Annotated in this window: 21 protein-coding genes; 17 read left to right on the top strand and 4 right to left on the bottom strand. The window is 31.0% G+C overall.

The window, feature by feature from the left end; translation table 11 throughout:
* Window positions 1–81: 81 nt before the first annotated feature.
* On the top strand, window positions 82–834 hold the full coding sequence (locus AB3G39_RS07220; protein WP_369764675.1) for a class I SAM-dependent methyltransferase: 753 nt from the start codon (window positions 82–84) through the stop codon (window positions 832–834).
* A 116-nt stretch (window positions 835–950) separates the two neighbouring features.
* Complete coding sequence (locus AB3G39_RS07215) at window positions 951–1,484, top strand: hypothetical protein (protein WP_369764674.1); 534 nt, start codon at window positions 951–953, stop codon at window positions 1,482–1,484.
* 70 nt (window positions 1,485–1,554) lie between these two features.
* Here the strand turns inward: AB3G39_RS07215 and AB3G39_RS07210 are convergent, their stop codons facing one another.
* Entirely contained in the window at window positions 1,555–1,905 is a 351-nt protein-coding gene (locus AB3G39_RS07210) for a 4Fe-4S dicluster domain-containing protein (protein ID WP_367771200.1), read from the bottom strand.
* 151 nt (window positions 1,906–2,056) lie between these two features.
* Here AB3G39_RS07210 and AB3G39_RS07205 point away from each other — a divergent pair, with 151 nt between their 5' ends.
* The 6 genes from AB3G39_RS07205 (at window position 2,057) to AB3G39_RS07180 (ending at window position 6,887) form a co-directional block, all read left to right on the top strand.
* Window positions 2,057–3,115, top strand: a complete 1,059-nt coding sequence (locus AB3G39_RS07205; protein ID WP_369764673.1) for an acyl-CoA reductase — start codon at window positions 2,057–2,059, stop codon at window positions 3,113–3,115.
* A 93-nt stretch (window positions 3,116–3,208) separates the two neighbouring features.
* Window positions 3,209–4,279, top strand: a complete 1,071-nt coding sequence (gene serC / locus AB3G39_RS07200) for a 3-phosphoserine/phosphohydroxythreonine transaminase (protein WP_369764671.1) — start codon at window positions 3,209–3,211, stop codon at window positions 4,277–4,279.
* A gap of 109 nt (window positions 4,280–4,388) precedes the next feature.
* Window positions 4,389–5,339 carry a D-2-hydroxyacid dehydrogenase gene (locus tag AB3G39_RS07195; protein ID WP_367754370.1) on the top strand — a complete coding sequence of 317 codons (951 nt, stop codon included), beginning with the start codon at window positions 4,389–4,391 and terminating at the stop codon, window positions 5,337–5,339.
* A gap of 101 nt (window positions 5,340–5,440) precedes the next feature.
* On the top strand, window positions 5,441–6,004 hold the full coding sequence (locus AB3G39_RS07190; RefSeq protein WP_369752292.1) for a hypothetical protein: 564 nt from the start codon (window positions 5,441–5,443) through the stop codon (window positions 6,002–6,004).
* Between the two features lie 113 nt (window positions 6,005–6,117).
* Window positions 6,118–6,552, top strand: a complete 435-nt coding sequence (locus AB3G39_RS07185; protein ID WP_369752293.1) for a DUF6146 family protein — start codon at window positions 6,118–6,120, stop codon at window positions 6,550–6,552.
* A gap of 32 nt (window positions 6,553–6,584) precedes the next feature.
* Window positions 6,585–6,887, top strand: coding sequence for a DUF6787 family protein (locus AB3G39_RS07180; protein WP_367754376.1), 303 nt, complete (start codon window positions 6,585–6,587; stop codon window positions 6,885–6,887).
* Between the two features lies 1 nt (window position 6,888).
* Here the strand turns inward: AB3G39_RS07180 and AB3G39_RS07175 are convergent, their stop codons facing one another.
* A complete protein-coding gene (locus AB3G39_RS07175) occupies window positions 6,889–7,176 on the bottom strand; it encodes a hypothetical protein (RefSeq protein ID WP_369752294.1) in 288 nt (95 codons plus the stop codon).
* Window positions 7,177–7,224: 48 nt separating this feature from the next.
* Complete coding sequence (gene msrA, locus AB3G39_RS07170) at window positions 7,225–7,770, bottom strand: peptide-methionine (S)-S-oxide reductase MsrA (RefSeq protein WP_369764670.1); 546 nt, start codon at window positions 7,768–7,770, stop codon at window positions 7,225–7,227.
* A gap of 157 nt (window positions 7,771–7,927) precedes the next feature.
* Here msrA and AB3G39_RS07165 point away from each other — a divergent pair, with 157 nt between their 5' ends.
* From AB3G39_RS07165 to AB3G39_RS07130, 8 genes are all read left to right on the top strand, one after another.
* The gene (locus tag AB3G39_RS07165; protein ID WP_367754382.1) at window positions 7,928–8,590 is read left to right on the top strand and encodes an ABC transporter ATP-binding protein; all 663 of its coding nucleotides are present in this window, start codon (window positions 7,928–7,930) and stop codon (window positions 8,588–8,590) included.
* 66 nt (window positions 8,591–8,656) lie between these two features.
* Window positions 8,657–9,421: a TIGR02757 family protein gene (locus AB3G39_RS07160; protein ID WP_367754384.1), complete on the top strand. Its 765-nt coding sequence runs from the start codon at window positions 8,657–8,659 to the stop codon at window positions 9,419–9,421.
* 297 nt (window positions 9,422–9,718) lie between these two features.
* Window positions 9,719–10,087, top strand: a complete 369-nt coding sequence (locus AB3G39_RS07155) for a response regulator transcription factor (protein WP_367771223.1) — start codon at window positions 9,719–9,721, stop codon at window positions 10,085–10,087.
* Between the two features lie 21 nt (window positions 10,088–10,108).
* A complete protein-coding gene (locus tag AB3G39_RS07150; RefSeq protein ID WP_369752296.1) occupies window positions 10,109–11,218 on the top strand; it encodes a HEAT repeat domain-containing protein in 1,110 nt (369 codons plus the stop codon).
* Window positions 11,219–11,239: 21 nt separating this feature from the next.
* Window positions 11,240–12,649: a glycosyltransferase gene (locus AB3G39_RS07145; RefSeq protein ID WP_367754390.1), complete on the top strand. Its 1,410-nt coding sequence runs from the start codon at window positions 11,240–11,242 to the stop codon at window positions 12,647–12,649.
* Between the two features lie 29 nt (window positions 12,650–12,678).
* Window positions 12,679–15,108: a sulfatase-like hydrolase/transferase gene (locus AB3G39_RS07140; RefSeq protein WP_369764668.1), complete on the top strand. Its 2,430-nt coding sequence runs from the start codon at window positions 12,679–12,681 to the stop codon at window positions 15,106–15,108.
* A complete protein-coding gene (locus AB3G39_RS07135; protein ID WP_369764667.1) occupies window positions 15,105–16,370 on the top strand; it encodes a YaiO family outer membrane beta-barrel protein in 1,266 nt (421 codons plus the stop codon). The genes AB3G39_RS07140 and AB3G39_RS07135 overlap by 4 nt, the downstream gene beginning before the upstream one ends.
* Window positions 16,371–16,439: 69 nt before the next feature.
* A complete protein-coding gene (locus AB3G39_RS07130; protein ID WP_369764666.1) occupies window positions 16,440–17,792 on the top strand; it encodes a DEAD/DEAH box helicase in 1,353 nt (450 codons plus the stop codon).
* Between the two features lie 59 nt (window positions 17,793–17,851).
* Here the strand turns inward: AB3G39_RS07130 and AB3G39_RS07125 are convergent, their stop codons facing one another.
* A complete protein-coding gene (locus AB3G39_RS07125) occupies window positions 17,852–18,964 on the bottom strand; it encodes a lactonase family protein (RefSeq protein WP_369764665.1) in 1,113 nt (370 codons plus the stop codon).
* A 170-nt stretch (window positions 18,965–19,134) separates the two neighbouring features.
* Here AB3G39_RS07125 and AB3G39_RS07120 point away from each other — a divergent pair, with 170 nt between their 5' ends.
* Window positions 19,135–21,063 (top strand): BatA domain-containing protein, encoded by a 1,929-nt coding sequence (locus AB3G39_RS07120; RefSeq protein WP_369764664.1) that lies wholly within the window; start codon window positions 19,135–19,137, stop codon window positions 21,061–21,063.
* The last annotated feature ends 14 nt before the right edge of the window (window positions 21,064–21,077 follow it).

Raw genomic sequence — 21,077 nt, 5'->3', positions numbered from 1 at the left:
AATTTATATCGAAACAATTCATTTTCAAAATAAAAAGATACACAAAAAAATTATCATGAAACCGTATTAAAATAGTAAATTATGGCAACACTATACAATGAAAAAATGGCAACTATATATGATGCTATGTATCAAACTTTTGTTGATTACGATGAAGAGTATCAATTTTACAACTCCCTTATTCGGGAAAATAATTGCAAAAGCATCCTAGAAATAGGAAGCGGTACAGGAAATCTTGCCAAACGCTTTCAAGAAAACAAACAAGATTACAAAGGATTAGATTACAGTAAAAATATGATTGCTATCGCACAGGAACGGAATAAAAACTGTCTTTTTATTCACGGAGACATGCGTGATTTCAACTTGGAGAAACCAGTAGATGCCATTCTTATAACAGGCAGATCTACAAGTTATTTAACTTCAAATGATGACATTAACGAAACCTTTACGTGTTTAATCAACAATATTAATGACGAAGGAATTATAATCTTTGATTTTATAGATGCTAACCGGTTTATCCCTTTTGTAAATGAAAATCAAAAAATTAAACATGAAGCTAAACATGAAGGAGTGAACTATTTAAGGGAAAGCAATTGGGAAACAACCTCCTTAGACAACTTTATGCTAGAATGGAATGCAAAATACTTCACTATTACCAATGGCGAAAAAGAATTAATAGCGAATGATTTTTCAACCGTACGTGTTTTTACACTAAACGAAATTCAGCTTTTATTATACATAAATAATTTTGAAATCATAAAAACCATAGATCGAAAAACCTATGCCTATGATACCTATGTTATTGTAGCAAAAAAAAGAATTCTTAAAATTTAACCTTATTTAGTTTTGACAATAGCGTAAATAATATAATCTTTTATTAAAATCATATAATAATTAAGCTAACATCTATTTGTATTTTTGTGATATACAAATCATTAAAAACAAATATCATGAAAATTATAGCTTTAGGAATGGTTGCTTTTTTACTTTCGTTTAATAGTCAAGCACAAAACAAAAATGTAAAAACAGAAGTAAAAACCAATATTACAACAATAAAAGATTCCCAAGGGGAGAAAAAATTGGTTAAAACAGAAGAAATAAAAGAAGTTCAAGCAGTTGAATTAATGGATGCCGATTCAAAAGTTTTAAACAAAGACACAAAAGAAACTCCTGTTGAAGTTACCGCAACAACAAAAATCACGGCTGATGGAGTTACTAAATTAATTGACGTAGACCGATCTGCTTATTACGAATTAGACGGAGTAAAATACCAAGTTTCTAATGATAAAAGTGGTTATACTGTTTTTTCTCCTGACGGAAAAAAATCAGCTATCTTAAGAAAAACATCGAATAACAATTACATCTATAAATCTAAAAACAAAACTTCATTTGGTTATTTTGATAGTGATGGAAATTTAGTTCTAGAATCGTATGATGAAGCGACAGACACAATCACTGTTACTACTTATGTTATTGAAAAATAAAAAATAAGACATAGCACAAAAAAAACCTGAACGAGAGTTCAGGTTTTTTTGTGCTTAAATTAAATTAAACTTATTCATTATGCAGAAAAGCTTGTCTATTTAACAAGGTTTCTTCAGTTTCCACATGGTTATCATCTGGAATACAACAATCTACAGGACAAACAGCAGCACATTGCGGCTCATCATGAAATCCTTTACACTCCGTACACTTACCAGGTACAATATAGTAAACTTCATCAGAAATTGGAGTTTGAGCAGCATCTGAATCAACCTCTGTACCATCTGGTAAAATCACCTTCCCTGCCAATTTTGTTCCATCTTTATATCTCCAGTCATCTGCACCTTCATATATAGCTGTATTAGGGCACTCTGGTTCGCAAGCACCACAATTTATACATTCATCTGTTATTATAATTGCCATCGTAATTTATCTTAAAGTTTATATGTCTTAAGCCTTATAGTCTCAAAGTTAAAAGACAATTCAATCTTTTGACTTGATGACTTTTGACTTCGACTTTATTATGCTTATTTTTGTGCAAAATTACAATCAAAACAATTCATAAGCAAACATTATGACATTAGAAACAAAAAAAAGTGTTTTTGTTGAATTAGGAAAATTTTTAAGCCAATTTTCTCAAGATAATGATTCAAAAAAAACAAGCGTACTATATAATGACCTCTTTTTCGAAGAATTCATCAATTTAATAAAACTTTCCCAGTCCCATAATGGATGGTATACACCTGAACATGTATACTTTTCTATCCAATCTTGGGCCAAAGCACTGACCGAAGATAATTTAACGAAATGGACATCTGTCTACGCAATTGAAAATATAAAAGCCAAGAACGTTGCTTTAATTTTAGCGGGAAATATCCCTCTGGTAGGGTTTCATGATTTTCTGACTGTATTAATGACTGGCCATAATGTTTTAATAAAAACATCATCAAACGACCAACATTTACTTCCTTTTTTAGCAAAATACATTATCGCCATTGAACCTGAATTCGCTGAAAAAATCACGTTTGTTGAAGGAAAACTAGAAAATTTTGATGCTGTAATAGCAACTGGAAGCAACAATACAGCTCGTTATTTTGAATATTATTTTAAAGATAAACCATCCATTATCAGAAAAAACAGAAATTCTGTTGCAGTACTAAATGGTTCAGAGTCCAAAGAGCAGTTAATTGCTTTAGGAGAAGATATATTTAGGTATTTTGGACTAGGATGTCGAAATGTATCTAAACTTTTTGTCCCAAAAGACTATGTTTTCGATCCTTTTTTTGAAGCTATTTTTGAATATCAGGATGTGATTCACTATGAAAAATATGCCAATAATTACGATTACAATAAGGCTGTGTTTTTAATGAGTAATTTTAAGCTTCTTGACAATGGTTTTTTGACCTTAAAAGAGGATTCAAGTTACGCCTCTCCTATTTCAAGTGTCTTTTACGAGCGCTATGAAACCATAGCTGATCTACAACAAAGGTTAATAAATGAAAAAGAGCAAATACAATGTATTGTTAGTAATGGTCTTGTTCAAAACAGTATCGCTTTTGGAGAAACGCAAAACCCTCAATTATGGGATTACGCAGATAACGTAGATACTATTTCGTTTTTGTTAACAATATAGGTTAAAAATGTTTTATTTTTTCGAATTATTTAACGCTTTTTAAAGTCCTATTGCCGAAATTTGCATTTTAATTTTTCGGACATAAACTACATCATGAAAAAACACAACTACAGCGCAGGACCTTGTATTTTACCACAAGAAGTTTTTGATAAATCAGCACAAGCTATTTTAAATTTTAATGAATCCGGGTTATCTATATTAGAAATTTCGCATAGAAGCAAAGATTTTGTTGCGATTATGGATGAAGCTAGAGCATTGGCACTAGAATTATTAGGATTAGAAGGCAAAGGATATCAAGCACTTTTCCTTGCTGGCGGAGCAAGTCTAGAATTTTTAATGGTACCTTATAACTTAATGAAAGAAGGCGGTAAAGCGGCTTATCTTGATTCAGGAACATGGGCTAGCGGAGCAATAAAAGAAGCGAAATTTTTTGGAGAAACGGTTGTTGTTGCCTCTTCAAAAGAAGAAAATTACAATAATATCCCAAAAGGATACAGTGTACCTGCTGATGCAGATTATTTTCACTGTACAAGTAATAACACCATTTTTGGTACGCAAATAAAAGAATTTCCATCGTTAGACATGCCAATTGTTTGCGATATGAGTTCTGATATTTTTTCTAGAGTTTTGGATTTTTCTAAATTTGATATCATCTATGCAGGAGCACAAAAAAATATGGGGCCAGCAGGAACCACTCTTGTAATTGTAAAAGAAGAAATCCTAGGTAAATCAGGTAGAACTATCCCAAGTATATTGGATTACGAAAAACATATTAAAGCAGAAAGTATGTATAATACTCCTCCTGTTTTTCCTGTATATGCATCACTGTTGACTTTACAATGGTTAAAAAATCTAGGTGGTATTGCTTCTGTTGAAAAACTAAACAATGCAAAAGCTGCTTTACTTTACACTGAAATTGACAGAAATCCATTGTTTAAAGGTGCTGCTGCAATTGAAGACCGTTCTAATATGAATGCAACTTTCTTATTAAACAATCCAGAGCATGCAGCAACTTTTGACACTATGTGGAAAGCAGCAGGAATTTCTGGAATACCTGGACATCGTTCTGTAGGTGGTTATAGAGCTTCTATGTACAATGCTTTACCTATTGAAAGCGTTCAAGTTTTGGTAGATGTCATGCAAGCTTTAGAAAAAGCAATTTAAAAATTATAATTAGGGATTGATTTAAGGATTTCAAAAACTTTTTATAATCAATCACACCATTAAATAAACAGATTGAATTTTTAAATTTTCAATCTTAAAAAAAACAATAATGAAAGTATTAGCAAACGACGGAATTTCTAAAAGTGGAATTCTAGCTTTAGAAAAAGGTGGATTTGAAGTAATAACTACAAAAGTAGCACAAGAACAAGTGGCTAATTTTGTAAACGAAAACAACGTGAGCGTAGTTTTAGTTCGTAGCGCTACTAAAGTACGTAAAGATATAATTGACGCTTGTCCAGGTCTAAAAATAATTGGTCGTGGTGGTGTAGGTATGGATAATATTGATGTTGACTATGCAAAAAGCAAAGGGATTCATGTAATCAATACTCCAGCATCTTCATCAGAATCTGTGGCAGAATTAGTTTTTGCTCATTTGTTTTCTGGTGTTCGTTTTTTACATGATTCTAATAGAAACATGCCTCTTGAAGGAGATTCAAACTTTGATGGTTTGAAAAAAGCATATGCAAACGGAATTGAATTAAGAGGTAAAACATTAGGAATTGTTGGTATTGGTCGTATTGGTCAAGCTACTGCTAAAATGGCTCTTGGACTAGGTATGAAAGTGATTGCTGCGGATAGTTTTATCCCACAAGTTGACGTAAAAGTGGAATTCTTTGACGGACAATCAATCACTACTACTATAGTTTCTCAATCACTTGAATCTTTATTCAAAGAAGCTGATTTTATTACTTTACACGTTCCAGCTCAAGATGGTTACATCATCGGTGAAAAAGAACTAGCTATCATGAAAGATGGTGTTGGTATTGTAAACTGTGCTCGTGGTGGTGTTATTGATGAAGTTGCATTAGTAAAAGCATTAGACAGCGGAAAAGTATTGTTTGCTGGATTAGATGTTTTTGAAAATGAGCCAACTCCAGAAATGACAATTTTAATGAATGCTAAAATTTCTTTGACTCCACATATTGGAGCTGCAACTGGAGAAGCACAAGATAGAATTGGTACGGAATTAGCTTCACAAATCATTAGTTTGATTGGTTAATTAACTTAATTTTAGTTACATATATACAAGTGGGTTTGTTAATTTATTTTAACAAACCCACTTTTTTTGTAAATTGCAAAGCAAATCTAAAAAGTATAAAAATGTTTGAACAATTAACCCAATTAGCCCAACAATTTGGTGTAGATTCTGTGATAAATAATGCAGCAGTACCAAATGAAAAAAACGAAGCAGTACTAGGTGAAGCCAGTAATTCAGTACTAAGCGGATTACAAAAAGTAGTTTCCGAAGGAGGCATTGACCAATTAGCTGGATTATTTCAAGGTAACAATGCTACAAATAGTACTAACCCAGTAGTACAAAAACTAACACAAGAATTATCAGGTAACTTAGGTGAAAAATTTGGAATAAATGCCTCTGATGCCTCTGGAGTAGCTTCTAAATTAATTCCTCAAATTTTGGGTGCTTTAGTAAGTAAAGCAAAAGATCCAAATGATTCCAGCTTTGAAATATCCGATATTATTGGAGCCATCACAGGAGATGCTGGGAAAAACTCTGGAATTATGGATGCAATCTCTACCTATGGAGGACAATTTGGCTTAGACCAAAATGGAGATGGCAAAGTAGATATTAGTGACGCAATGGATGCTGTTACCAAAAAAGGTGGTGGAATTGGCGGGATGCTAGGTGGTTTATTTGGAAAATAATAAACAACATACTTATTTTTAAAAATCATTTGCTTATCGTAAATGATTTTTTTTTGTTAAAACACTCACAACCAACTAATTATTTTTGTAAATTTAATTTCAATATTTCAATCATGAAAAAAATTTTTTACATAGTAAGCGTTATTTTATTTTCCATTTTTAGTTGTAAAACAGCTAACACAGCTTTAGTAAAGTCTAATAAAACAATTCCTACTCAAAATGATACCATCCGAATTGCTAACGATGAATTAGAATATGAAGTAATAATTATTGACCCCGGTTTTAATACTTGGCTTGTTTCAAGAGCCTTTCCTCGAAATTATTATTCCCAATCGTATTTAGAAAGTAAAAATAGAATCTGGATCAGCGAATGGAATAACCGTGTTTTACAACCTTTTCGCTATAGTCCCAATTTATATGAAATGAGTATATCTTACGATCCCAATATTGACTATGGGTATGAAGTCAATTATTTAATTTATAATTATTTAGTTTATTTTCAAAATACCTATAAACAAAAACTTTTTGGATATGTTCCCTCAAGATAATCTTAGTATATTTGTAATCATTATAAATAAAAATGAAAGGATTGAAGAAACGTTGGGGAATAGAATCTAATTTTCAACTTACCATAATAATTATTGTTTTTGCAATTACGGGATCTGCTTCGGCTTGGTTATCTAAACCTTTTTGTTTATGGTTGGGAATTATAAAAGAAGATTTAGGTATGTGGTTTACTCCTATTCGCCTTTTACTGATTTTCCCAATTTATCAAGTCCTTTTAGTGTTGAATGGATTTATATTTGGACAGTTCAAATTCTTCTGGGCTTTTGAAAAAAAAATGCTAAAACGAATGGGATTACGTTTTCTATTTAAAGATTAATTCACTCTCTTTTTTTAATCCAATAATTATAAATCCAGGTCAAGGTAAAACTTGGAATAATATCGGTAAAGGGAATAATCTCTTCCAAAAAGGCGATCACACCCGCTACCTTTCCCACAGTTCCTTTATACATATGAGTCATTAAAAAACCTGCAATTGGCGCCCAAATAACATCAGAAAACTCCCCAATCATAGGCACCGTAAACGACAGCATACCTATTCCATCAAAGAGTATCCCAAGTATTAAATTCTTAGTTTTATTATTAGCTGCTAAAACTGGTGTATCCATATTCCATTACTTTAATAATTCGTTTCAAGAAAATTAATAATAGGTTTCTTATTTGAGTTTATCTTTAAAGACTTTTTTTAGCTTTTCGATTTTAGGAGTGATTACATAAGAGCAATACCCCTGCAATTTATTCTGATTGTAGTAATCATTATGATATTCTTCTGCCTTATAAAACGTAGATACTGGTGAGATTTGCGTAACAATAGGAGCATCAAAAGTATTTTCTTCAGTCATTAACGAAATATAGGCTTTCGAAATCTCTTTTTGCATTTCGCTGTGATAAAATATTTCACTTCTATATTGCGTCCCAATATCATTCCCTTGACGGTTTAATGTTGTAGGATCATGAGTTGCAAAAAACACCTCTAATAATTCGCCAAAAGAAATCTCATTGGGATCAAAAGCAATTTCTATGGCTTCAGCATGTCCTGTATCTCCATTACAAATTTCAGCATAAGTAGGATTTAAAGTATGTCCTCCAATATACCCCGAACCAACGCTTTTCACTCCCTTTAATTCTAAAAACACTGCTTCAGTACACCAAAAGCAACCTCCAGCAAATGTAGCTTTCTCCATTGTATTTCGTAATTCCATTTTATAAATTCTTAATTTAAATTCTATTTATGACTATCCAAATTTAACCTATTTAATAGACTTCTTTCTTTTTCATTAACTAAAATTTATAGTTTGTGGGATTAAAATTATACCAATAATCATTAAAATCTTTGTTTCTTTGTACAAACTGGTTAAAATGATACAAGCAAAAAATTTACATAAATATTACGATGAACTTCATGTTTTAAAAGGAGTTGACTTACATATAAAAAAGGGAGAAATCGTATCTATTGTAGGGGCATCAGGAGCAGGTAAAACTACTCTTTTACAGATTTTAGGAACATTAGATAGACCTTCAACAGAAAATGAAATTGTTCTTCGTATCAATAATGAAGATATTTTGACCATGAAAGATAAAAATTTATCCAAATTTAGGAATCTAAATCTGGGCTTTATTTTTCAATTCCATCAGCTATTGCCTGAATTTACTGCCTTAGAAAATGTATGTATTCCTGCCTTTATAGCTAATAAACCGAAAAAAGAAACTGAGATTGAGGCCGAAAAATTATTAACTTATCTAGGTCTTTCTCATAGAATGAATCACAAACCCAATGAGCTTTCGGGTGGAGAACAACAACGAGTAGCAGTAGCAAGAGCGTTAATAAATAAACCAGCGGTCATTTTTGCAGATGAACCTTCGGGGAATCTTGATACAGCATCAGCAGAGAACTTACATCAGTTATTTTTTAAATTGCGTGATGAATTTGGACAAACATTTGTAATAGTCACACATAACGAAGATTTAGCCAATATGGCCGACAGAAAATTAATTATGATTGACGGTATGATTAGTAACTAAAACAGTTTAAAGTTCATTAAAAATGACGAAACATTTTAAACATTAAACTTTAAACTTTAAACAAAAATGAATCCATCTGAACTCAAATCATTTCTTGATGAGAAAGTGATACAATACAATACACTCGACTTTATCGATAGTGATCCCGTTCAGATCCCACATCTTTTTACCCAAAAAGAAGATATTGAAATTGCAGGCTTTTTAAGTGCCACAATTGCTTGGGGAAATCGTAAAATGATCATCAAAAACTCCCACAAGATGATGGATTTAATGGGGAATGCCCCCTACGATTTTATAATGTCCCATACTGAAACTAATCTAGAACAACTGGAATCATTTGTACACAGAACCTTCAACGGACAAGATTTTACATTCTTCATTAAAAGTTTAAAAAACATTTATCAAAACCATAATGGATTAGAATGCGTATTTACTAATAACCAAGATTTAGAAACTATGCAACTATCCATTTCAGAATTCAAAAAAATATTTTTTGAAATTCCACATCAATACCGAACACAAAAACATGTTTCGGATCCAATGAACAATTCAGCTGCAAAACGCATCAACATGTATTTAAGATGGATGGTACGCCAAGACAACAAAGGAGTTGACTTAGGAATATGGAAAAATATTTCACCCTCTTCCCTATCCTGTCCTCTTGATGTTCATTCAGGCAATGTAGCTCGAAAACTGGGTTTATTATCTCGAAAACAAAATGATGGAAAGGCACTTGCCGAATTAGATCTACAACTCCGAAAATTAGATCCAAAGGACCCCGTAAAATACGATTTTGCCCTGTTTGGTCTAGGGGTTTTTGAAGGTTTTTAATTTATACACTAGTATATTTAAAATAACTAAACAAAAAGAATTTAAATATATCCCTCAAAGAGCTATTTTCTAAATTTTTAAATAAGATTTAACATTAAAAAAAGTAGTCTTTCACTTTCATATTCACAAATTAATGCCTTTAATCGATGTTTTTAGCATTTAATCGATGGGCGGAACGAAGATTTATATTAAATTTGGTTTAATTAAATAAGAAAAGACTTTAAAAGAAGAAAATCTAGATTAAACAAAATAACACAACTGAATTTCAATTATAAAAAAATTAAAAAAAGTCAAACAATGAGTGAATCAAAAAAAATTCTTTTGGCAGAAGATAATTCAATCCTCTCATTATTGCTCAAATTCAAATTAGAGAAAGAAGGGTATAAACTTTTCATGGCCATTAATGGAAAACAAGCAATTGAAATAATAGAAGAACACAGCCCTGATCTAATTCTTACTGATATAATGATGCCATTTGTAAGCGGATTAGAAGTAATAAGTCACGTAAGAAACAAATTAGAATACATAACGCCAATCATTGTGTTTTCATCAGCAGGTCAGGAAGAAATGGTTCTCAAAGCATTTAATTTAGGTGCAACTGATTTTATGAGTAAGCCATTCAGCCCAAATGAATTAAGTATAAGAATAAAAAGATTATTACGATAGAAAAAAATTGGTAAACAAAATATGGTAAATATATTTCAATATATTGTCGACTATCTAAAATATGCCCCTACAATTATTCAATTGTCTTGGGCTTTGAGTGCTGTATTTACATTTACAATAATTAGTTTAACATTCTATTTAAAACACTTAAGAAGTCGTCTAAGGACTAAAGAAAGAATCCAAAAAGTATATGAAAAAAAATATGAAGCTGATTTAATAGAATATTTATATTCGGGTAATGAAGAAGAGGAAGTGAGTCCTGAACAACAAAAAATTATTAATTATTTGAAAAAAAGTTCAGAAGATAGTTTAAAAAGAAAACTAATCATCTCGACCTTGTTGAAATTGAGAAGCGAAATTTCAGGTGAAACAGCTAATGACATCCAGAAACTATATTACCAAACAGGACTTATTAATTATTCCTCATCAAAACTGAAACATAAAAAATGGAATATAATTGCAAAAGCAATTAAAGAGCTTACCCAATTTGGAATTAAAGATGTGCATGACGACGTAATTCTTTTAATAAATCATCCAAAAAAAGAAGTGCGTAAAGAAATCCAAATGTATTTAGTAAAATTATTCCATTTTGAAGGACTTGATTTTCTAAATGTATTAAAAACTCCATTATCAGAGTGGGACCAAATTCAATTATTAGAAATTCTTCAAAATTTTGAAGACCAAAAAATACCAGATATAAATGAATGGTTAGAATCAAGTAATAGTACCGTTGTTCTTTTTGCTTTAAAACTAGCCAAAATTTACAATCAGTTTGAAGCCAAAGATGTAATTATAAAACTTCTGAATCATTCAGAAATGCAGGTTAGAATAGAAGCAATTGATGTACTTTCCAACATGGGAGTTATTGAAGCGGTCGCAATATTAAAAAATGATTTTGATCAACGTGATATAGAGGAACAGATTGCCTTCTTTAAAATGTTGGAAAGCATGTATGACACTAGCGATATTTCTTTCATTTCACAATTTATTAATCATGAAAACTTTTATATAAAAGTATCTGTAATGAAAATATTGAAAGTAATTAATGTTGATAATGAATCCAATACATTTAAAATAATTACTACAGATAAAGAATTTTCAGAAAGTATCAATTTAATTAAAGCCAGTTAATTATACTAAAAAACTACCCAAATGATAATAGATTTAATTCAATACCTATTTTTTGGTTTTGCACTTACTGCAATTCTATCCTATATCATATTAGCCGCAATTTCAGCAATTGAGACAATAGAATATATGAAAAAAAATAGCTTTGTTAATTATAAAGAAATATTATCATCCTCAATTTCTCCTTCCATTTCAATTATTGCACCTGCCTATAATGAAACTTTAAACATTGTAGAAAACGTACGCTCTTTATTATCAAACCATTATGTAAATTACGATGTAATCATAGTAAATGACGGAAGTAAAGATGATAGTCTTGAAAAACTTATTAAAGCGTATGACTTAGTTAAAGTAGACTACCTTATCAATAACCAAATCCCAACAAAACCGCTTAGAAAAGGAGTCTTTAAATCCACTAACCCTGCTTTTGAAAAATTGATTGTAGTTGATAAAGAAAATGGTGGAAAAGCAGATGCATTGAATACTGGACTAAACATTAGCCCTAATAAATATGTAGCATGTATTGATGTCGATTGTTTATTACTAGAGGAATCCTTACAAAAAATGATTAAACCCTTTCTAGAATCTACGGATGAAAAGGTAATTGCTGCGGGAGGAGTTATCCGAATTGCAAATTCATGCATCATAAAAGACGGTAAATTACTAGATGTGAACTTGCCTAAAAATTTAATAGTAAGAGGGCAAATTTTAGAATATCTAAGAGCTTTTTTATTAGGTAGAATGGCATGGAGTAAATTGAATGGTTTATTAGTTATTTCGGGCGCCTTTGGTTTATTTGATAAAAAAATAGCTATTGAGGTGGGAGGTTACGACACCAAAACTGTTGGAGAAGATATGGAAATCATTGTGAGAATGAGAAGACATATGGAAGAGCAAAAAATAAAATATAAAGTAGCCTATATTCCAGATCCACTTTGTTGGACTGAAGCGCCGGATAATTATAAAATCTTTATTTCACAAAGAAATAGATGGACCCGAGGAACCATTGAAACATTAAAAAAACATCGTAAAATTGGTTTTAACCGTAAATACAATGCATTAGGAACCATTAGCTATCCTTATTGGTTAATTTATGAAAGACTAGCTCCAGTAATTGAAATTATGGGTTTATTCTATTTTTTATTTCTTTTACTAAATCATAATGTAAAATGGGATTATGCAATAGCATTCATTGTACTATCTTATTTATTTACTGTATTCTTTTCGATTATTACTATCATTTCTGAAGAGCTTACTTACCACCAGTATAAGAAAAAAGGAATTGGTTTACAATTAATCAGCACAGCCTTTTTAGAGCCTTTCACAAATCATCCCTTTATTCTATATGCAGCAATTAAAGGTAATTTTGATTACTATTTTAACAAAAAAATAAAATGGGGAGAAATGACTAGAAAAGGAATGACAAATGATTAAATTACCTAAATAAATAGAGATAGTAAAATATGAAGATTAAGTCGTTTTTAAATAATTGTTTCCCTTATATTTATTTAACAATTTCATTGGTAATCGCTTTTTGGTTTATTACTGCATTTGAAATATATACTAAGGCAACTAACGGAATAAACATTACAAACACAACAACAATGTTGTTCTATAAATTACTCAATGATTTTGGAATAGCATTGTTGATTGGAGTATTCTTTTTTCCAGTATATATGCTCTTTTATTATGTTAGAAAACCATGGAGTGTTATTGTAATCAAAATCATTTTTTCTTTACTGATTATTGGTCAATTTGCATTGGTTAAATACAACCTTACCACGCTAGTAAATTTAGGTGCAGATATTTTAGGATATTCCTATAGTGACATGTACACTACTGTAACTGCATCCGAATCATTATCTTATTTATACTTTATTCCTTTTATTATTTTTCCACTTCTTTATTTAGGTATTAATAACCTATTGGTAAGCTATGGTAATCCAAAAATTATTTATATCATTTCAGGAATTTCAATACTTATCTTAGGAGGTTTAAAATTGGGAATTTCTGAAGCTTCTGATTCTACTTATCAAAATAAGTTGTCCTTCTTTGCAACTGATATCTTTCGTTTTCAATCAGATAAAAATGCGTTTAATGCTGATAATCTATTTTACAAAAAAGAGTATCCGTTAGTGCAACCATTTGAATCATCTCCGGATGTATTAGCCCCTTTTTTTGAAATTCATGAGGAAAAACCAAATATTGTAATGATCATAGTTGAAGGACTAGGTGATGAATTTATTGGTAAAAATGCCTATCGAGGCTTTACTCCTTATTTAGATTCCTTAATTCCAAAATCACTTTATTGGGAAAATTTCGTTAGTAATGCAGGAAGAACTTTTGGCGCCTTACCTTCAATATTAGGGTCTCTGCCATATGGCGAAAAAGGATTTTTAGAAATGAACCCATTGCCTTCTAATATTTCTCTCGTCAGTATTTTAAAAGCAAATGAATACACTACCTCATTTTATTGTGGTGATGAATCCAGTTTTGACAGAAAAATAAATTTTTTAGAATACAACGGAATCGAAAATGTCATTGATATAAATAAATTTGGTCCAGGTTATGTTAAAACAAAAGAAAATTCTGGTGGTTTTTCATGGGGGTATCCTGATGGCGAAATATTCAAAAAAACATTATCCGAATTAGATTCTAAAAAACTCCCAAGGCTGGATGTGATCATGACACTAACCAATCATGAACCGTTTGATTTTCCAGCTAAAAAAGAATATTTAAAAAAAGTAGATGATATAATCAATACAAATAAAACACTTGAATTAACAAAATCGGAGGTTAACACCTATAAAGATATATTTGCATGTTTATTATATACTGATAATTCTATTAAAAATTTCATTGAATCTTATTCCAAAAGACCTGAGTTTAAGAATACCATTTTTGTAATTACAGGTGATCACCGATTAATCCCAATAGCTCAAAAAGACAAACTATGTCGCTTTCACGTGCCATTGTATATCTATAGTCCGTTATTGAAAAAACCACAAACATTTAAATCTGTTTCATCACACTGGGATATAACACCCAGTTTAGTTTCATTTTTAATGAATAATTACAAAATGAATAAAATGGAGAAAACAGCTTGGATGAGTACAGGCTTAGATACGGTAAGAAAATTCAGAAACATTCACACTATTCCTATAATGCAAAATAAAGGAAGTATAAATGAAATGATTTATAAAGACTATTTACTTTCAAATGGTGACTTATTCAAAATCAATGAAAATTTTGACATTGCAAAAGTAAACGACGCCGCAATGCTGAAAGCAATAACTGACACTTTGAATGCCGCAAAAAAACTTAATGCATATCTAACTCAAAAAAACAAAATAATACCTAACTCAATTAATATATATACAAAACCTGCTTTTGAATTTTCGAAAACAGATCTTGCTACAATCAAAAAATTAACTAAAGGATTGACCTATGACGAAATATTCTTCCTTGCACGCGACTTTGCATTTAACAAAGAGCGCGATAAAGCCAGATTACTTTGTAATTACATATTAAATGAGTTTCCAAATTATGCAGACGTACGAACATTAAAAGGTAGAACTTTAGCATGGGATAAAAATTATGCAAAAGCAGAAACCGAATTTCTTGAAGTAATAAAAAGAACTCCCTATTACAATGACAGCTACCTTGCTTTAATGGATATGTATTGGTGGTCAAATCAAAACGAAAAAGGAATCGTTACTGGAAAAAAAGGACTAAAAAACAAAGTGGAAACACCAGAACTGGGAGTGAAATTAGCGCAAGCCTATTTCCGAACAAATAACTCGCTAATAGCAAATAAAATTATTGACAGTGTTATAAAAAAGCACCCAAAAGAAACAGAATTATTTAAAATTAAAAAATCCTTTGTAAAATGATTACAAAAAAAATAGCCAAACTAACATTTGTACTTTGTTTTACAATGATTTTTCAAATGTATGGGCAAGAAGAGAAATACAATGGCAATCCAGATACTTCTTTTGAAACTGCTCGTAATATGGCTTTCAATAAGCAACGCAAGCAGGCACAAGATACTTTGTCCCATATTTTAACTAAATATCCAGATTATCATGATATTCGTTCTTTCTTAGCCACAACCTATTCTTGGGATGGTGATTATAAAAAAGCGCGAAAGGAATTTGCCTATGTTTTAGAGAAAGATCCACAAAATAAAAGTACATGGATTGCTGCAATTAAAAATGAAATATGGGGAGACAAACCCTATACTGCTTTAGAAATGACAACCGAAGCATTGAAAAACTTCCCTGATGATGCCGAAATATTATACCTAAAAGCGAGTGCCGAAGAAAAAACAAATAAACCATTAGAAGCATTAAATACTTTAGAATCAATATTAAACAAGAACCCTGAAGATCAAAAAGCAAAAGAGTACAAATCGAGTTTAAGTACAACTCTAAGAAAAAACACGATCGGAATCAAAGCTGAAGTCGATATCTATTCGGAAGTTTTTGATCCGATGCAGTATTATACTTTAAATTACAGTCGCCAAACTAAGTACGGTAGTATTATAGGAAAACTAAATTTCAATAGAAGATTCAATGAAAACGGAACTCAAATTGAATTTGATCTATATCCAAAAATTACCAAAGGATTATATGCTTATTTAAATATAGGTTTTGCAAATACGTTTCTTTTTCCTGATTTACGATATGGAGCCGAATTGTATAAATCATTGCCAAAAAGTCTTGAAGTTTCTCTTGGATTCCGCTCTTTAAAATATACAACTACCACTAACATTTATACGGGCTCCATAGGTTGGTATACTGGGAATAGTTATTTGTCTTTTCGCCCGTATTTTACTCCGGGTGATAATGGAACCAGTACATCAGGGACTTTTACGTATCGAAAATACCGTTCTGATGCTGACAATTACCTCGGCTTCTCTTTTGGAATGGGATTTTCCCCAGAAATAAATCAATTTAATTTTAGTGGAAATGAAACAGCTATTGTAGATCTTAAATCTCAAAAATTAAATTTAAGCTATAATTTTACTTCTAAAAACAAACAAAATGCTTGGGGAACTCAGTTTGGTGTCGCACATCAAGAAATTAGTTTTGATCAAGGAAATTATTTCTGGATCTATTCACTAGCAGTTTCATGGGATTTAAGGTTTAGATAAAACAGCAGATTTTGCACAATTAGCATCTTTACACTCAAAAAACGTATCTTTGCACAAAATATACGTTTTATGACCACTTTCGAGCAATTAAATCTACCCAAATCAGTCCAAAAAGCAATAGACGATTTAGGTTTTACATCCCCAACTCCTATTCAGGAAAAAACTTTTTCTGTGATAATGTCAGGTCGTGATATGATGGGAATTGCCCAAACAGGAACTGGTAAGACTTTTGCCTATTTATTACCCTTATTAAAATTATATAAATTTATTCCAGGACATACTCCAAAAATAGTAATCCTTGTCCCTACTCGTGAACTTGTAGTTCAAGTGGCAGAAGAAGTAGAAAAATTGACCAAATACATGTCAGTTCGTACTATTGGTATTTTTGGTGGTGTAAATATCAATACCCAAAAAACAGCTATTTATCAAGGTTGCGACATTCTAGTAGGAACTCCAGGAAGAATCATGGATTTAACGCTAGATAATGTAATTCGTTTTGAAGAAATGCAAAAGCTGGTTATTGATGAGTTCGATGAAATGCTGAATTTAGGTTTCCGTACGCAGTTGACAGCTATTTTGGCTATGATGCCAAAAAAACGTCAAAACATTCTCTTTTCAGCAACCATGACGGATGAAGTAGATGCTATTTTGAATGATTATTTTGATTACCCAGAAGAAGTTACTCTTTCTGCATCAGGAACTCCATTAGAAAACATTACACAAATAACGTATAATGCACCTAACTTTAACACCAAAATAAATCTATTAAAACACTTGTTACAAGAAAATGAAGACATGAGTCGTGTGCTGGTTTTCGTAAATAACAAGAAAATATCCGATATGGTTCATGAACGTATCGAAGAAGATTTTGAAGGACAATTTGGAGTAATCCACTCTAATAAATCTCAAAACTATCGTTTGAGCACTATGGCTTCGTTCCAAGAAGGAAATCTTCGCGGTCTTATTACAACGGATATTATGGCTAGAGGATTGGATATTTCGAATATTACACACGTTATTAACTTCGAGATGCCAGAGATGCCAGAATTATACATGCACAGAATAGGTAGAACAGGTCGTGCTGATAAAACAGGTACTGCAATTAGTTTTGTTGCGCCCCGTGAAGAAGAGTATAAAGTGGAGATTGAGGTGTTAATGAATATGGAATTAAATGCTGAGCCTTTCCCTGAAGCAGTTGAAGTTTCATCTAAATTAATTGAACCTGAAAAAGACAGACAGCCGATTAAGTTTTTGATGAAAAAGAAAAAACTGGAAGGCGATGGTGCATTTCAAGAGAAAAGTAAAAAGAACAAGAAAGTCAATTTAGGTGGACCGGGGGTAACCAAGAAAAAAACACATGGATCTGTCAATCGAAATATGCTTAAAACAAGAGATAAAAAACGAAAAGACAAAAACAAATAGCATAAAAAAAGGCTTAAAAATGAATTTCATTTTTAAGCCTTTTTAATTTAAAACCCTCTCTAATTTTCAGTAAACACTAAACAAACTGGAGAACATAATTCAATTCTTTTTCCTGTATCTGTTAATGCACCAGTTAGTTGATCTCTTTTAAAAATAACAACATTGTTCGTGTATTGGTGGCCTACCAAAAGATAATTTCCTGTAGGATCAATAACAAAATTTCTTGGCCCTTTACCTAATGTACTCGTTTGTCCTTTTGATTTTAATTTCCCGTTTTTACTAATTTCAAATATCGAAATATCATTTGCTTCCCCTCTATTTGAAGCATATAAAAATTTCCCGTCAGGTGAAATATGAATATCCGCAGAACCAAAAGTTCCTTTAAAACCTTTAGGTAAAATAGTAGTTTCTGCCACTTTTTTTAATTTTCCGTTTGAATATTTAAAAGTAGTCAAGCTTGCATCCATTTCCTGCACTAGATACACAAATTTACCATCTTTACTAAAAGTTAGATGTCTTGGCCCGCTTCCCGCTTTAACAGCTACACTATCGCATACTTTCAAGGCTTCCTCATTTGTATTGGGATCGTATGCATAAGAATATACTTTATCAAGACCTAAATCATTTGACAAAACAAACTTTTTATCAGGAGAAAAATGCACCATATGTACGTGTGGTCCTTGTTGTCTTTGTACATCAGCTCCCTTTCCATAATGTTGAATTACTTGCTTAGCTTCGGCAAGACTTCCATCACTGTTTTTTTGAAAAACCGAAATGTTCCCACCAGAATAATTAGCAACAATAACATTTTTATCGTCATTGATAATATAACAAGGATCAGCTCCTTTTGAACTTAGTCTATTAATTAAATCTAATTTACCGCTAGATGGAATGTAGCTATAAGAACTAACCGTACTTTCTGGTCCATTTTCATTTACTGAATAAACATAATTATTATCCTTTGAAACGGTCAAATAACTTGGGTTTATACTGTTTTCAGCAACGTTTTTAAAACTAAAATCAGCTGTAGTGGTATCAAAATTATAAACATATATCCCCTTGCTTTCACAACTGTTAGTATAGGTACCTATAAGTAAATTAAGCTTTTGACTTTGAGCTTGAAATGCCGTTAATATTGAAAATAAAAAAAGAATTAAAACCTTATTTTTCATAATTGTGTGTTTTTTAAGAAAGCTAAAATACATAATTAACCTTAATTGTTTAATGCTTTTAAAAATTATAACAACATCTATAAAAACTGTCTACAAATTTGTATTTTTGACTACTAATATCCATTTCACTTCAAAAGAAATAGAATCCAATGAAGTAAACTAAAAACCGAATGCAGTACAAACATCCCGAAATTTTATACTTTCTTTTCTTACTGATTGTACCAATTTTGGTTCATTTATTTCAATTAAGACGGTTCAAAAAAGAATACTTTACTAATGTTCAGTTCTTAAAAGCTTTATCTATACAAACTAGGAAAAGTTCTAAAATAAAAAAATGGTTGCTCCTTTGCTGTCGTTTACTTCTATTAGCTTCTATTATTATTGCATTTGCTCAGCCCTTTTTTTTAGCCAAAGACAATAAGAATGCTTCAAATGAATTGTATATCATTCTGGATAATTCCTTTAGTATGCAAGCCAAAGGAAAAAAAGGAGAACTCTTAAAACGCTCTGTACAGGAATTACTTGAAAACACACCCGAAAATACCCGTTTTTCTTTGCTCACCAATTCCGAAAGTTATTGGAATACTGATATTAAAGAAATTCAAAATACATTACAAAATCTTGAATATAGCGCTATTCCGTTTCAATTAGACAATTTAATTGCAAAAGTAAAATCACATAAGTCCATTTTCAAAAAAGACATTATCATCATTACTGATGCCGTAGGTATTGATAAAAAACAATTAAAAGGCATTAATGAAAATGAAAATCCGTATTTTATAATTCCAAAAGCAGAACAAAAAAATAACGTAGCAATCGACAGTGTTTATATCAGTGAAACATTAGAAAATTTCTATGAAATTGAAGTAAAACTATCGAGCTACGGACAAAGCGAAAAAGAAGTTCCAATAGCTATTTACAACCAAAACAAATTGATTGCAAAAACGCTAGTCAATTTTGAAACGAAACAGAAAATAGTTCATTTTACTATTCCAAAACAAGTTTTTCACGGTTATGTAAGTATTACTGATAATGGTTTGGGGTATGACAATGTTTTATATTTTAGTATTTCAAAAACTAAAAAAGTAAAAGCACTTAGTATTGGAGACCTTCAAAAAAACACTTTTCTAAGTCGGATTTTCACAAATGAGGAGTTTGATTTCAATGCAACTACAATTTCTTCATTGGATTACAATGAAATAGAGAAACAAGATGTTATCATTTTAAATGAACTAGATGAAATTCCTCAAGCATTACAAACCACATTAAAATCAGTAGTAGAAAAAGGAGCTAATTTAATCGTGATTCCGTCAGGAAAATCATCTTTGAGTAACATCAATCCTTTCCTGAATATTTTTGGAAAACTACAATTCAACTCTTTAGAAAATTTTGAAAAACGAATCACCAAAATTAATTTTGAACACCCTTTATTCAATGGTGTTTTTGAAAATAAAATTACCAATTTTCAATATCCAAAAACGAATAGTTCATTTGAAATTTCAGGAGTAAACTCTGGAGCGCTATATTATGAAGACCAGAGCTCATTTTTGACTTCGTTACCCAATGTTAATTCAACCGTTTACGTTTTTTCGGCACCAATTAATACCGAAAATTCAAATTTTCAACAATCGCCATTAATTGTTCCTACCTTTTATAAAATGGCAGTAAGTAATCATAATGATGGAATTATTGCATTAACTATTGGGAATGAAAATCCTTTTTTGGTAGATGTATTATTATCTAAAGATGCCGTTTTAAGTGTAAAAAATAAAACGGAACAATTCATTCCCATCCAACAAATACTGAACAATAAAGTAAAATTAATTTTTAATGATTATCCCACACAAGCAGGGAATTTTGAAATTTACAACCAAAAAGAAGCGCTAGAAAACATTAGTTTTAACTACAATAGAAGCGAAAGCAACTTAGAAAATAGCAATGAAAATGCAGTAACAGACTATAAAACACTCGATTCAATTGCAACTGTTTTTGACACTTTACAAACAGAGCGAACAGACAATCAAATTTGGAAATGGTTTGCTATCTTTGCACTGTTATTTATGGCTGGCGAAATGGCAATCATACGATTCATGAAATAAAAAGCATATTTCAT

This window comes from Flavobacterium sp. WC2416, from assembly GCF_041200095.1.
In the GTDB taxonomy this organism is placed as follows: Bacteria; Bacteroidota; Bacteroidia; order Flavobacteriales; family Flavobacteriaceae; genus Flavobacterium.
The sequence above is the reverse complement of the archived record's forward strand: the minus strand, read 5'-3'. Positions and strand labels throughout refer to the sequence as shown.

Bases quoted from the DNA above. Each gene is read 5' to 3' on its own strand.
- AB3G39_RS07210 (WP_367771200.1), bottom strand. From the start codon at position 1,905: ATGGCAATTATAATAACAGATGAATGTATAAATTGTGGTGCTTGCGAA.
- AB3G39_RS07205 (WP_369764673.1), top strand. From the start codon at position 2,057: ATGACATTAGAAACAAAAAAAAGTGTTTTTGTTGAATTAGGAAAATTT.
- AB3G39_RS07175 (WP_369752294.1), bottom strand. From the start codon at position 7,176: ATGGATACACCAGTTTTAGCAGCTAATAATAAAACTAAGAATTTAATA.
- AB3G39_RS07220 (WP_369764675.1), top strand. From the start codon at position 82: ATGGCAACACTATACAATGAAAAAATGGCAACTATATATGATGCTATG.
- AB3G39_RS07140 (WP_369764668.1), top strand. From the start codon at position 12,679: ATGAAGATTAAGTCGTTTTTAAATAATTGTTTCCCTTATATTTATTTA.
- serC (WP_369764671.1), top strand. From the start codon at position 3,209: ATGAAAAAACACAACTACAGCGCAGGACCTTGTATTTTACCACAAGAA.
- AB3G39_RS07155 (WP_367771223.1), top strand. From the start codon at position 9,719: ATGAGTGAATCAAAAAAAATTCTTTTGGCAGAAGATAATTCAATCCTC.
- AB3G39_RS07185 (WP_369752293.1), top strand. From the start codon at position 6,118: ATGAAAAAAATTTTTTACATAGTAAGCGTTATTTTATTTTCCATTTTT.
- AB3G39_RS07130 (WP_369764666.1), top strand. From the start codon at position 16,440: ATGACCACTTTCGAGCAATTAAATCTACCCAAATCAGTCCAAAAAGCA.
- msrA (WP_369764670.1), bottom strand. From the start codon at position 7,770: ATGGAATTACGAAATACAATGGAGAAAGCTACATTTGCTGGAGGTTGC.
- AB3G39_RS07165 (WP_367754382.1), top strand. From the start codon at position 7,928: ATGATACAAGCAAAAAATTTACATAAATATTACGATGAACTTCATGTT.
- AB3G39_RS07135 (WP_369764667.1), top strand. From the start codon at position 15,105: ATGATTACAAAAAAAATAGCCAAACTAACATTTGTACTTTGTTTTACA.
- AB3G39_RS07160 (WP_367754384.1), top strand. From the start codon at position 8,657: ATGAATCCATCTGAACTCAAATCATTTCTTGATGAGAAAGTGATACAA.
- AB3G39_RS07150 (WP_369752296.1), top strand. From the start codon at position 10,109: ATGGTAAATATATTTCAATATATTGTCGACTATCTAAAATATGCCCCT.
- AB3G39_RS07125 (WP_369764665.1), bottom strand. From the start codon at position 18,964: ATGAAAAATAAGGTTTTAATTCTTTTTTTATTTTCAATATTAACGGCA.
- AB3G39_RS07145 (WP_367754390.1), top strand. From the start codon at position 11,240: ATGATAATAGATTTAATTCAATACCTATTTTTTGGTTTTGCACTTACT.
- AB3G39_RS07195 (WP_367754370.1), top strand. From the start codon at position 4,389: ATGAAAGTATTAGCAAACGACGGAATTTCTAAAAGTGGAATTCTAGCT.
- AB3G39_RS07215 (WP_369764674.1), top strand. From the start codon at position 951: ATGAAAATTATAGCTTTAGGAATGGTTGCTTTTTTACTTTCGTTTAAT.
- AB3G39_RS07120 (WP_369764664.1), top strand. From the start codon at position 19,135: ATGCAGTACAAACATCCCGAAATTTTATACTTTCTTTTCTTACTGATT.
- AB3G39_RS07180 (WP_367754376.1), top strand. From the start codon at position 6,585: ATGAAAGGATTGAAGAAACGTTGGGGAATAGAATCTAATTTTCAACTT.
- AB3G39_RS07190 (WP_369752292.1), top strand. From the start codon at position 5,441: ATGTTTGAACAATTAACCCAATTAGCCCAACAATTTGGTGTAGATTCT.